Raw genomic sequence first — 12,810 nt, forward strand, 5'->3', positions numbered from 1 at the left:
CATTGGTGAACTAAATAATAAGCGGCTTTCTCAATTAATTATGCATGGCTATATTGTTCTCGTTCTGGTAGCCACCTTTCAATAAGTTGCTTGGCATTATCAGGATAATGCTGCTGGATATGGCGAGCAATACGCTGTACTTCTTTTAACATATATTGATCTCGCAATAAATCTGCGACTTTAAATTCAGCATTCCCAGTTTGTCTGGTGCCTAATAGCTCCCCAGGCCCTCTTATTTCAAGATCTTTTTGAGCAATAATGAAGCCATCATTACTATCGCGCAGTACCTGTAAACGCTGTTTAGCGGTATGCGTTAAAGGTGTTTTGTAGAGAAGAACACAGTGAGATGCAATTGCACCACGGCCAACTCGTCCTCTTAATTGATGTAATTGAGCAAGCCCTAAACGTTCTGGATTATCAATAATCATCAAGCTGGCATTTGGAACATCGACACCAACTTCAATCACAGTTGTAGCAACGAGTAGTTGGATCTCATTATTTTTAAAGGCTGACATAATGCTTTGTTTTTCAGCTGGTTTCATTCGACCATGAACAAGACCAACTTTTAGTTCTGGCAGCGCTGCCGTAAGCTCTTCACAAGTGACCTCAGCTGCTTGCGCTTCAAGTAGCTCTGAATCTTCAATAAGTGTACAAACCCAATAAGCTTGTCGCCCTTCATCAATACAGGCTTGTCTAACGCGTTCAATAATATCATTGCGCCTAGTATCAGGAATGGCAACTGTGGTAACGGGTGTACGACCTGGCGGCAATTCATCAATTATTGAAGTATCCATATCCGCATACGAGGTCATCGCTAATGTTCGCGGAATAGGTGTTGCAGTCATAATTAACTGATGCGGATGGAAGCCTTGTTGCTCACCTTTTTCGCGTAATGCAAGGCGTTGATGTACCCCAAAACGGTGTTGCTCATCAATAATCACCAGTCCCAATGCTTTAAAGCTGACTTGTTCTTGAAAGATTGCATGAGTACCCACCACCATATTGACATCACCATTAGCAATGGCTTCTTGCTGCTGCTGCCGAGCTTTTCCTTTTTGCTTACCGGCAAGCCAGCCAACAGTAATTCCAAGAGGTTCAAACCATTGCTTAAATGTACTTGCGTGTTGCTCAGCTAAAATTTCTGTTGGTGCCATTAAGGCAACTTGTTTACCATTTTCGATAGCAGAGAGTGCGGCAAGGGCAGAGACCAGGGTTTTACCAGAACCAACATCACCTTGAATTAGGCGCATCATCGGTGCATCTTTTTTAAGATCCTGCTCTATCTCTGCGACTACACGCGTTTGTGCATTGGTCGGTGAAAAGGGAAGTTGAGCGAGCAATTGTGATTTTAGCTGACCATTTGATATAAGAGGTTGTGCATGGAGGCGTTCATTACCCGCTTTGAGTGCCAACATACTTAAATTGTGTGCGAGTAATTCTTCGAGTATTAATCGTTTTTGGGCTGGATGCTGCCCTTTTTCCAATTCACTGAGATCAACATTCGCGGGCGGAGTATGTAATAAGCGAATTGCATCAGGAAGACTTATCATTCCTTGGCTGAGTTCACTCGGTAAAAGTTCTTTTATTTGCCCACTTTCTAGCAAGATTAATGCTTGATCAATTAACTTACGCAAGGTTGCTTGTCTGACGCCTTCTGTTGTGGGATAAACCGGAGTCAGATCTTCTTGCAGTGTGATATCGAGTGTATTTTGAGATACCTTATATTCAGGATGAATGATTTCAGGACCTGTATTACCCCTACGAACTTCACCATAAGCAGTGACTTGTCGACCTTCGGCCAAGTTATTTTTCATCGCAGCCGTAAAATTGAAAAAGCGTAAGGTTAAATTACCCGTTCCATCGGTAATTAAGCAGGTCATCATCTTTTTGCGGCCAAATACAACTTTGGTCTGGAGCACTTCACCAACTACGGTTGCTGTCGTACCGGGTAATAAATCTCGTATTTTATAAAGGCGTGTGTGATCTTCATAACGCAAAGGCAGATGTAAAAGTAAATCTTGAACAGTATTCAGGCCAATCTTGCTTAATTTTTCTGATTGACTCGCACCGACACCATGCAAAGTGGTCAGTGAAATGGTATCAAGCAGCCCGCTATTCATTCTTTGTTCCTTAACCTAGCTGTTGTTTTTTCATTTTCTCAGTTAACTGCATTTGCGCCCACCAAGCATCTTCTGCTTCAATTTGACCTTGCGAATTGATATAGGGACGCGCTAATCTTTTACGTTTGGCGACTTCAGCAAGGACAGGATAACCACCTTCAAATAGCCACTCTTGTTGTTCTTGCTCAGTGAGTAAACTTTGTTCTCGTGTATACATACCAGCAAGTTGTCTTTGGCGTTGAGCTTCATATAAGATCAAGGCAGAGGCGACAGAAACATTCAGGGATTGCACCATACCAACCATTGGAATAATGATATGTTGGTCTGCAAGTGCTAATGCTTGAGGTGAGATACCTTTTTTTTCTTGTCCCATCATAATACAAGTGGGTCGGGTGTAATCAATTTCACGAAAATCCACTGCATTATCAGATAAGTTTGTTACAAGGATCTGCATGTTTTGTGATTTTAGCTGGGAAATTGCATCTTCAGTAGAATGGTGAGTCACCACTTTCACCCAGCTATTACAGCCTGCCGCTGAAGATACTGAGAGTTTGACATGTTGATCAGGCCAAATTGCATGAATTTGGTGAATACCGACGGCATCAGCACTCCGCACGATAGCGGAAACGTTATGAGGTTTATGAATTTCTTCGAGACAAATTGTTAGGTCTGGTTGCCGCATCGCCATCATTTGGCAAATGCGGCGATAGCGGCGTTCATTCATAGTTAGTTCGTGTTAATTTCGATTTCGGCTAACACGTAATACATCAGGCATAATACGAATTTTACGCATGACGTTGGCTAACTGAACTCGGTTTTTGGTTGTAAGGCGGATAAAGGCACTATAAACGCGACCATCTTTCTCCTCAGTATTCATGCTTTGAATACTGGAGTTAGCATCATTAATCGCAGCAGTTAAATTTGCTAATGCCCCTTGGTGGTTAATCATGTCGACTTTGATTTCGGCAATAAAGTCAGTATCGGTGTCACTATCCCATTCAACAACCATGAATTTATCTGGCTCTTTTTGATAGCCTCGAATATTACGACAAGATTCATGGTGGATAACTAAGCCTTTACCCGGGCTAATATGCGCAACGATAGGATCGCCAGGAATTGGACGGCAACATTTCGCAAAAGTAATTAATACGCCATCAGCACCTTTAATGGAAAGTTTATTCGGCACATTTCCATTTTGTTCATTTTCTTCTGCCGTTGCAGTATTGCTTTGTAAATTGCGGGCGACAACAACACTCATTGCATTACCAAGCCCAATTTCTGCCAACAGGTCATCAATTGAGTTCAATTTCATGCGAGCTAATTCGATATCAATATTAGATTGCGGTATATCATTAAGTTTTTGTGTTGTACCCAAAGCATGATTCAATAAACGGCGACCTAAATTAATTGAGTCTTCACGTTTAAGGTTTTTCAATAATTGGCGTATTTTTGCACGAGCTTTCGAGCTAACAACAAAATTTAGCCAAGCGGCATTTGGTCTAGCACCTGGAGCCGTAATTATCTCAACTGTTTGCCCATTAGTAAGGGATTGAGAGAGTGGATAAGGTTGGCGATCAACTCGAGCACCGACACAAGCATGGCCGATATCAGTATGAACAGCATAAGCAAAATCAACCGGCGTAGCGCCAGTTGGCAGTTCAACTATTATTCCTTCCGGAGTAAATACATAAATTTCATCAGGGAAGAGGTCAGATTTTACACTTTCGATAAATTCAAATGAGCTACCCGCGGTTTGTTGTAACTCAAGTAAACTTTGCATCCAACGTTGAGCGCGAACTTGAGCTGTCGTCCCTGATTCACCTTGCTCTTTATATGCCCAATGAGCTGCCACACCCATTTCAGCCATTTGATCCATATCTTCAGTACGGATTTGAACCTCAACTGGCACACCATGCGGACCAATCAATGATGTATGCAATGATTGATAGCCGTTTGCTTTTGGAATGGCAATATAATCTTTGATACGACCGGGGCGTGGTTTATACAAATTATGCATTTGTCCCAAAACCCGATAACAAGTATCGACATCTTTCACAATAACCCTAAAGGCATAGATATCCATAATAGAATGGAAACGTTGCTCTTTTAGGTGCATTTTGCGGTAGATTGAGTAAAGGTGTTTTTCGCGACCACTAACTTTGCAGGGTATTCCCGCTTCAGTAAGACGGCCATCAATTTCAGAGAGGATCTTTTGAATCATCTCTTTACGGTTGCCTCGTGCAGCCTTGACGACTTCTTTAATCACGCGATAACGATTTGGATACAATGCTTCAAAACCAAGCTCTTCAAGCTCCGTTTTGATGTGATGAATACCTAATCGGTGTGCAAGAGGGCTGTAAATTTCCAGTGTTTCTCTTGCGATGCGACGACGCTTATCTGGCCTTAATGAGCCAAGCGTGCGCATGTTATGAGTGCGGTCTGCCAGTTTTATCAAAATGACGCGAATGTCTTTCACCATCGCCATAATCATTTTGCGAAAGTTTTCTGCTTGAGCCTCTTTTTTGTCACGGAAATTGAGTTTATCTAATTTAGATACACCTTCAACTAAACCCGCAACTGTGCTACCAAATAGCTCTTCTATATCTTGAAATGTCGCTGGAGTATCTTCAATCACATCATGAAGTAGCGCAGCCATCAGTGTTTCATGATCCAAACGCATTTGAGCAAGAATGCAAGCTACAGCAACTGGGTGAGTAATATAAGGCTCACCACTTGAACGGGTCTGACCTTCATGGGCATCCCGTGCGACAATATAGGCTTTTTTCAGTAATTCAATCTGATCTTCGGGAAGATATTTTTGAATAACTTGATTTAGGCTTTCAAACAGATACAAGGCAGACCCACCTTAGCAATTAGCGACGACCTTCAGCGATAGCAGAAACTGCCTGCATTTCAGCCGCTTCTTGTTCTTGTTGCTCTTGACGCTCACGTACATCCAGTATGTGACCGTTGATTAAACCTTCTTCTATTTCACGTAAAGCGATAACGGTGTATTTGTCGTTTTCTTCAGGAACTAAAGGATCTTTACCACCTGTTTGTAATTGACGAGCCCTACGAGCCGCAACCAGTACAAGGTCAAAACGGTTACCAATTTTTTCTACTGCATCTTGAACAGTTACGCGTGCCATAAGTGTGCTACTCCAAAGAAATAAAAAAATGACCTGATATGATACTGAAACTATTCTCAGTCTACCAGCAATTTGCTGATTAAAGCATCATGTCGCTGAATTTGGCGTTCTAATCTTAAGCGTTCGCTACGAATGATTGACTGTAAATCACTCAATGCACTATTAAAATCGTCATTAACAATGATGTAATCATATTCATTGTAATGTTCTATTTCACCAACAGCTTGTGACATGCGTTTTTCAATCACTTCATCGCTATCCTGACCACGTCCTCGTAAACGACGATAAAGTTCATCTTTTGATGGCGGTAATATGAAAATACTACGCGCCGAAGGCATGGTTTCTCGGATTTGTTGCGCGCCTTGCCAATCAATATCCAAAAATACATCAACACCACTTTTGAGTACATTTTCAATGATAGGTCGGGAAGTCCCATAATAATTGCCAAAAACACAAGCGTGTTCTAGGAATTCATTATTTTCGACCATTGATAAAAACTCAGCTTCAGAAACGAAGAAATAGTGCTCACCATGAACTTCACCTGGCCGCGCAGGTCTTGTTGTATGTGACACAGAAACTTGCGTGTCATACAACGGTTGTGTTTTCAACAACGCCTGAATTAAGCTTGATTTACCTGCACCGCTTGGAGCAGAAATAATATATAACGTGCCTTGTATCATGATGGTTTCTTAGATAATTGCGAGTTTAATGTAAAAAGTCGTAATAACCCTGCATAGTATACACGTACTTAAGCCAACATGCAGTGTTATCAATAAAACATGGATTATAACGTAATTATGTTAATAAATAGATGAATTGTGACGGCGTTCCAGAAATTATTTTATCTTGAATGTAACGGTTCATTCTTTTTGCGAAGGCTTACGAAAGGATATTGAAATGTACATGTAATATTGAAATCAACATGTCATTTTATTTTTGCTATCTCAAAATTAAGTTGCGTGGAGATAATTTAAATAAGATAACAAGGATCTGTTATGTGGAAAATTTTAAGTCTAGGTAAAAGAGGGACATTCGCTCAAATAGTTTATGCTATATCTATAATGGTTATATTTTGTAATTATTCATTTTCAAACATTATCACATCAGAAAAACTTGATTGCTCAAAATTGAATAAAACCCAATTAGCTTATGAGAGCCAAAAGTTAGGCGAACGTTTGAGGCAATGGAATCAATCTTATCGTTTATTGGGTAATAGTCCTGTCGATGATGAAACTTATGATCAGCTGCTAGATATGTGGCAACATTGGCAAAGATGCCAGAACCTTTCTGATCACCCGCCTGTTGTTGGCTTAACCATAAACAAGCAACATTCTAAAATAGTGAAGCATCCCGTTGTTCATACTGGGCTAAAAAAATTAACACAAAATCAGATAGCACACTGGCTAAAAGCAAGAGGGAATGCTTGGTTACAACCCAAAGTGGATGGTGTAGCTATTTCACTGGTTTATCATTATGGCAAATTGGCGTCAATGATAAGTAGGGGTAATGGTATTGAAGGTTTGGAATGGCGTAATAAAGCCGACTTTATTAATGCTATTCCTAAACAAATCCCCACCATACAGCCTCAATTAATATTACAAGGTGAGTTATATTGGACACTACAAGAGCATGTCCAAGAGCATTCGGGCGGAATAAATGCAAGAAGCCGTGTTGCTGGATGGTTGATGCGTAAAAATGAGCCGTCAAAACCAACTAATGATATTGGTCTATTTGTATGGGCATGGCCTGATGGGCCGTCTAGTATGCAAGAACAATTACAATCATTAGTAAAATTAGGTTTTCCAATGATGACTTCGCATACTCATTTAGTTGAAAGCATGGAGCAAGTTAAATATTGGCAAACGTATTATTATCAACAGCCAATGCCATTTGCTACAGATGGTGTTGTGCTTAAAACATTTCCAACACCTAAAACATCCGCATGGCATGTTAATGTTAATAGTTGGGCAGTCGCTTGGAAATATCCATATCGAACAGAAATATCTAAAGTTAAAAAGCTCGATTTTCATGTTGGTAGAACCGGAAATATGAGCGTCGTGGCAGAAATAGAACCAATTAAAATTGATAGTAAAAATGTTAAAAAACTTCATCTTGGTACACTAAAATCTTGGCGACATAAAAATGTATTAGTTGGTGATTTAATACAAATAACATTAGCTGGGCATGGCATTCCAAAATTTAAAACAGTAGTACTACAAGCAGAAAATCGAGTATTACCTGATTTGTCACACTTAAAACAATATCATTATTTTAGTTGTTTTATACCTTCAACATCTTGCCAACAGCAGTTTGTCGCCCGTTTAACTTGGTTAGGGAAACAACTGGGTATTAAAGGTATTAGCCAAGCAACATGGCAGGAGTGGGTTGAAAAACAACAACTAACCCGCCTTACAATGTGGCTATCATCAAGTTGGCGACAAAATTTACCGAAGACAAAAAAAGTACAAAGCTTAATATCTCAATTGAAAAATACCTATAAACAACCATTGGCGCACTGGCTAAAAGGCATTGGCATCCCACTAAAAGATAAACAACTTTCGTTAATTTCGCATGTTAGCCAACTTAATGAAGCAGAATTTTTAGTGAGTATGGATTTATCAAAAAAACAAAAATCAAAATTGACTAAATGGCTATCAGAACCAGAAGTACAGGCTATTTTAAAAGACATTAATGAAGTGACTATGACTGAAAATAAGTAAGCCACCTTAAGGTAAGGCGGCTTTTAGCTATTAATCTTGGTTTTCATAGTTAAAAATAGGTAGGCCTAAACGATAACGGATGGCGAGTAATCGAGCACTAAGCCCTATAACTAATGTAATAATAACCACAATGTCTTTTGGTAAAGGTGTATATAATAGCCCAATATAAAGCCATGCAGCGGCAAAAGATATGCCAGCATAGAGCTCTTTTTGGAAAACAAGAGGAATGGTATTACACAGCATATCACGCAGAACACCACCAAATACGCCTGTAATAACGGCAGCAATAGCCGCGATAACTGGGCTATATTCCATATCAAGTGCAATCTGTGCACCTAAAATGGAGAAAACAATTAAACCGATTGCATCAAGGATGAGAAATAACCTACGCAAATGTTTCATCATTGGCGCTATCCAAATGGTAATAATGGCAGCGCCAGCGACAGTAAGAATATATTCAGGGTTTTTGACCCATCCTAAAGGATAGTGTCCAAGTAGAATATCACGGACAGAGCCACCACCAATGGCTGTCGCAGATGCAATAATGATAACGCCAAAGACATCCATTTTACGGCGGCCAGCCGCTAAGGCACCCGTCATGGCTTCAGCAGTAATACCGATAATATAAAGAACGCTTAGTAACATAATAATTCTATTCGACACTAAAATGATTAATAAAGGGTAATATTACCTGAAGAAATTCTCGACTGAGATTTTCTAGTGCCCAGCAAAATGGATTAGTTAAAGTAATCCGATGGCACATATCAAAAGTCGTCAGAGGATACCAGATTGAACAATAAATTACCTTATAAAGAAAGACAAATAACACATGATAAAAGATGTCATCAATTAACAAACATAAATGTCTGGACGCCAGACAGCTTATGGTTAGTTTATGATGTTCGCCCAAATGGGAGCTCTTTTACTGGCTTAACGATAGAAAAAATTCATGTGAATAATGGTAGTCAGTGTGAAATTTATCGTGCTAATAATGGCGCTCATGTTGGCGTGGTAACAGTAAGTACGGAAAACCCGCCTCGATACGCTTTTATACAGGGCCCTGAATACCCCGATGAACAGTGGCAATATGATTTCCATCACCGTAGAGGCGTGTATGTAAGTGATGATGCTCTAGGCATCGCACATCCTATTGATGCTATGAGGATTACCCCCCCTTTTATTGCTGGCGCGCTCAGAGGTGGAACACATGTTCACGTATTTAGCCCAGATAGTAAATGGCTTAGCTTTACCTATAATGACCATGTTTTGCATGAAAAAGATATTCGATTAGACCAACGAAATGTCGCGATTGCAGTGCCTATAAAATCGGTTGATATTGAACCTAAAGGGCATGAACGTGAATATAGTGGTGATTATTTTTGTTGTGTGATTACTCAAACATTCCTATTTCCAAAAATAGGGAGTGATGAAATAAGCAGAGCTTATGAAGAAGGCTGGGTTGGTCATGATGGATATATAAAACAAAATGGTGAGCGACAAAAAAGGGCTATTACATTTATGGGTGATACTCATGGTGCAAATAATGAAATTATTCCGGAAGTTTACCTTGTTGACCTTCCAGAAATAGAGGATGAATTCATGTTATCGGGTGAGTATCCTGTAGAAGGAACATCATCAAAGATGCCTTTCCCACCCAAAAATATCCAACAGCGCCGTTTGACTTATACACATAACAGAAAATATCCAGGTCTTGCTAAACAGCCAAGGCATTGGCTGCGTACTTCTCCTGATGGCTCTGCAATTGCATGTTTAATGAAAGATGATAATGGGATTGTGCAATTATACTTAGTCAAAACATGTACAGGAACATTAAAACAAGTCACTTATAGCGATAATTCAATACAATCAGCATTTAGTTGGGATAGCCAAGGCCAACATATTAGCTTTATTTGTGATAATAGTGTGATGTTGTGCAATATAGAAACAGGTAAAACAGAACGGCTTACGATACGCAGTGACCTTCCACCTGTTGCAGATGCTGTTGTGTTTTCACCAGATGATAGTTTAGTTGCCTTTATGCGTGACATTGATGGATTTAGACAGATCTATACAGTGGAAACGGGGTTGTTTTCTAAATAATGACGACAATATAAGCATAAGATACTAACAAGATGATTTCAAAGGACATGAAATAAATGTTCTTGAAATTATTCGTTGGTAAATAATTTATGTAGAGGTTTAATCTAAATATTTTGTAACACTATTTTTGTTTGTTCATTTAAAATAGATTAATTAGGATATTATTTATAGAGATAAGAATAAGTAAGAAAGGAAACTATATACATATCATTATTAAATAATGTCAAAAAATTTTTATTTAAATAAATGCTATTTTTTAATTCAATATTTGATTGTCTCAAATGGATTTTTGGCTACTGCTCATTAGTATTTTTTGTGTCAGATTTATTATGTTGAGTTTCATCTTTAGCTTGTTTTTCTAGGCTATCGATTCTTTTTTTAGGTGAATCTTCTTTGCTGCTATCACCTGACCTTACATAATCTAAGGGAATGAAAAGAGTATCCATAACCGCAGTTAAAGGGAGGTCAATCACTAATAATGGTCTTAAAACCCAACCTGTATTTTCGTCTTTAATTCTTTCTAAGCTATTTTTAGAACCAGGGTAATAACCATCCGCAGGACCTGCATGCGTCATAATACTTGAGCAAGCAGAAAGCATCAGAGATGTACAGCAAAATAGTATTCTTGTTACCAATAGGTTAATCATTTTTTCCCTTGTACTAATATAACAACGCTGGTTTAGGGTAGAAGCACAATAATAACTAAAAATTAAAAATAGACAATAAAAGGATAGTAATAAAAAATGTTGCTTTTATATTGTCTCCCCAAATAAAAACTCGAATTTCATTCACCATCCAACTTTTTATCTCCTTAAGTAATATAAATAGTCTCTTTTTTATCTATTCTCATACATCGTATATTACTAATATAACTAACGGATAATTAATTTTTATATGAATAAATGTGAAACAGTATATTGCTGAATTTTTATAAAACACCGAAGTGTGGCGTGTTGCACATATTAGTTTGTTTTTATTTGGCACAATCGATTCAGTTATATTTTATGGTGACTTTTCGTCAAGAGGATAGCGGTTTATGAGTGAGTTAGCTCTTACTGTGAGTTTGTTGGCGTTAGCTGCTGCACTGGGATTATGGATAGGTAATTGGAAAATCCGTAATGTTGGACTTGGTATTGGTGGAGTGCTATTTGGCGGGATTATCGTCGGGCACTTTGCGCAAAGCTATGGTCTGCAACTCAATGGCCACATGCTGCACTTTATTCAAGAATTTGGTTTGATTTTATTCGTCTACACAATTGGTATTCAGGTTGGCCCTGGATTCTTCTCTTCTCTACGAGTATCAGGTTTAAAGCTTAATGGTTTTGCACTGATGATAGTGATTCTCGGTGCCGTTGTGACTGCAATTATTTATAAGCTAGCAGATATTCCATTACCGATTATTTTGGGAATTTTTTCTGGTGCAGTCACGAATACACCGTCATTAGGTGCAGGACAGCAGATATTGACAGATCTTGGTTCAGATCCCGCTGTAGTTGGGCAAATGGGTATGGGTTATGTCATGGCCTATCCAATGGGAATTTGTGGTATTTTGCTTGTTATGTGGTTGGTTCGTATTATTTTTCGTGTCGCGGTAGATAAAGAAGCTTCAGCATTTGATAGCCAAAATGTTCATCAACGTGAAACATTGCAAACAATGAATATTGCGGTTCGCAATACTAACCTTGATGGTTTAATGATGCAGGATATTCCTCTATTGGGCAGTGAAGAGATAGTCTGTTCACGGTTAAAACGCGGAGAAATGCTAGTCGTTCCTCAACCAACAACTGAAATTCTATTGGGTGATTTACTACACGTTGTTGGTCAAAAGGATGATTTAAATAAGGTTCGTTTAATTCTGGGTGAAGAAGTTGATGCTTCCTTATCCACATCTGGCTCTGTACTTCATTCCGTTCGTGTTGTTGTCACAAATGATGCGGTATTGAGTAAACGTTTACGGGACCTCAATCTGAAACAAAAATATGATGTTGTGGTAACGCGACTGAATCGTGCGGGTATTGAGCTGGTTGCTAATAATAATTCTATTTTGCAATTCGGGGATATTCTTAATATTGTTGGCCGGCCTGAATCGATTGAAGCCGTGAGCGCATTGCTTGGAAATGCGAAGCAAAAATTACAGCAAGTGCAAATGTTACCTGTATTTATAGGTATTGGTCTTGGTGTAGTTTTAGGTTCAATCCCAGTCTTCATTCCTGGTTTTCCTGCCGCACTGAAACTAGGGTTGGCTGGTGGTCCATTAGTTGTTGCACTTATTTTAGGGCGTATCGGGACTATTGGGCGCTTGTATTGGTTTATGCCGCCAAGTGCAAACCTTGCTTTAAGAGAGCTAGGTATTGTGATGTTTCTTGCTGTGGTAGGGCTCAATTCTGGCGGCGAATTTATTGACACCCTTATTGAAGGTGATGGGCTAACTTGGATAGGCTATGGCTTATTAATTACGTTTATACCATTATTTTTAACAGGGGTAGTTGCGCGGATTTTCGGCAAAATGAACTATCTTAGTTTGTGTGGTGTGCTAGCGGGTTCGATGACAGATCCGCCAGCATTAGCATTTGCCAATAATATTCATCCTACAAGTGGCGCACCTGCACTTTCCTATGCAACAGTTTACCCTCTAGCTATGTTTTTGCGCATTATTTCGCCTCAACTACTGGCGATCTTGTTCTGGACACTTTAAGTATATGATTTCAAATTCAGATAGAA

Annotated in this window: 10 protein-coding genes; 3 read left to right on the forward strand and 7 right to left on the reverse strand. The window is 39.1% G+C overall.

Features of this window, described 5'->3' with window-relative positions:
* Positions 1-38 precede the first annotated feature (38 nt).
* From recG to gmk, 5 genes are read right to left on the reverse strand one after another with little or no spacing between them, the layout of a single operon-like run.
* Positions 39-2,120, reverse strand: a complete 2,082-nt coding sequence (gene recG / locus OO7_RS02785; RefSeq protein ID WP_008914445.1) for an ATP-dependent DNA helicase RecG — start codon at positions 2,118-2,120, stop codon at positions 39-41.
* A gap of 10 nt (positions 2,121-2,130) precedes the next feature.
* Positions 2,131-2,844, reverse strand: coding sequence for a tRNA (guanosine(18)-2'-O)-methyltransferase TrmH (gene trmH / locus OO7_RS02790; protein WP_008914446.1), 714 nt, complete (start codon positions 2,842-2,844; stop codon positions 2,131-2,133).
* Positions 2,845-2,856: 12 nt separating this feature from the next.
* Complete coding sequence (gene spoT, locus OO7_RS02795) at positions 2,857-4,974, reverse strand: bifunctional GTP diphosphokinase/guanosine-3',5'-bis pyrophosphate 3'-pyrophosphohydrolase (RefSeq protein ID WP_008914447.1); 2,118 nt, start codon at positions 4,972-4,974, stop codon at positions 2,857-2,859.
* Positions 4,975-4,993: 19 nt separating this feature from the next.
* A complete protein-coding gene (gene rpoZ / locus OO7_RS02800) occupies positions 4,994-5,269 on the reverse strand; it encodes a DNA-directed RNA polymerase subunit omega (protein ID WP_008914448.1) in 276 nt (91 codons plus the stop codon).
* Positions 5,270-5,325: 56 nt separating this feature from the next.
* Positions 5,326-5,949, reverse strand: coding sequence for a guanylate kinase (gene gmk, locus OO7_RS02805; protein WP_008914449.1), 624 nt, complete (start codon positions 5,947-5,949; stop codon positions 5,326-5,328).
* Between the two features lie 315 nt (positions 5,950-6,264).
* On the opposite strand from gmk, the gene ligB reads away from it, so the two are divergent.
* Complete coding sequence (gene ligB, locus OO7_RS02810; RefSeq protein ID WP_008914450.1) at positions 6,265-7,989, forward strand: NAD-dependent DNA ligase LigB; 1,725 nt, start codon at positions 6,265-6,267, stop codon at positions 7,987-7,989.
* A 30-nt stretch (positions 7,990-8,019) separates the two neighbouring features.
* On the opposite strand, the gene OO7_RS02815 is transcribed toward ligB, so the two are convergent.
* Positions 8,020-8,634: a trimeric intracellular cation channel family protein gene (locus OO7_RS02815; RefSeq protein WP_008914451.1), complete on the reverse strand. Its 615-nt coding sequence runs from the start codon at positions 8,632-8,634 to the stop codon at positions 8,020-8,022.
* A 144-nt stretch (positions 8,635-8,778) separates the two neighbouring features.
* Between OO7_RS02815 and OO7_RS02820 the strand changes: the two genes are divergently transcribed.
* Complete coding sequence (locus tag OO7_RS02820) at positions 8,779-10,089, forward strand: YidR family protein (protein WP_008914452.1); 1,311 nt, start codon at positions 8,779-8,781, stop codon at positions 10,087-10,089.
* 293 nt (positions 10,090-10,382) lie between these two features.
* Here the strand turns inward: OO7_RS02820 and OO7_RS02825 are convergent, their stop codons facing one another.
* The gene (locus OO7_RS02825) at positions 10,383-10,736 is read right to left on the reverse strand and encodes a YceK/YidQ family lipoprotein (RefSeq protein ID WP_043892632.1); all 354 of its coding nucleotides are present in this window, start codon (positions 10,734-10,736) and stop codon (positions 10,383-10,385) included.
* 389 nt (positions 10,737-11,125) lie between these two features.
* On the opposite strand from OO7_RS02825, the gene OO7_RS02830 reads away from it, so the two are divergent.
* Positions 11,126-12,784: a putative transporter gene (locus tag OO7_RS02830; protein WP_008914454.1), complete on the forward strand. Its 1,659-nt coding sequence runs from the start codon at positions 11,126-11,128 to the stop codon at positions 12,782-12,784.
* The last annotated feature ends 26 nt before the right edge of the window (positions 12,785-12,810 follow it).

The sequence above is a fragment of the Providencia sneebia DSM 19967 genome (assembly GCF_000314895.2).
In the GTDB taxonomy this organism is placed as follows: domain Bacteria; phylum Pseudomonadota; class Gammaproteobacteria; order Enterobacterales; family Enterobacteriaceae; genus Providencia; species Providencia sneebia.

Excerpts from the sequence above, each read along its gene's own strand:
- gmk (WP_008914449.1), bottom strand. The coding sequence starts at position 5,949 with ATGATACAAGGCACGTTATATATTATTTCTGCTCCAAGCGGTGCAGGT.
- trmH (WP_008914446.1), bottom strand. The coding sequence starts at position 2,844 with ATGAATGAACGCCGCTATCGCCGCATTTGCCAAATGATGGCGATGCGG.
- OO7_RS02815 (WP_008914451.1), bottom strand. The coding sequence starts at position 8,634 with ATGTTACTAAGCGTTCTTTATATTATCGGTATTACTGCTGAAGCCATG.
- recG (WP_008914445.1), bottom strand. The coding sequence starts at position 2,120 with ATGAATAGCGGGCTGCTTGATACCATTTCACTGACCACTTTGCATGGT.
- OO7_RS02830 (WP_008914454.1), top strand. The coding sequence starts at position 11,126 with ATGAGTGAGTTAGCTCTTACTGTGAGTTTGTTGGCGTTAGCTGCTGCA.
- ligB (WP_008914450.1), top strand. The coding sequence starts at position 6,265 with ATGTGGAAAATTTTAAGTCTAGGTAAAAGAGGGACATTCGCTCAAATA.
- OO7_RS02825 (WP_043892632.1), bottom strand. The coding sequence starts at position 10,736 with ATGATTAACCTATTGGTAACAAGAATACTATTTTGCTGTACATCTCTG.
- rpoZ (WP_008914448.1), bottom strand. The coding sequence starts at position 5,269 with ATGGCACGCGTAACTGTTCAAGATGCAGTAGAAAAAATTGGTAACCGT.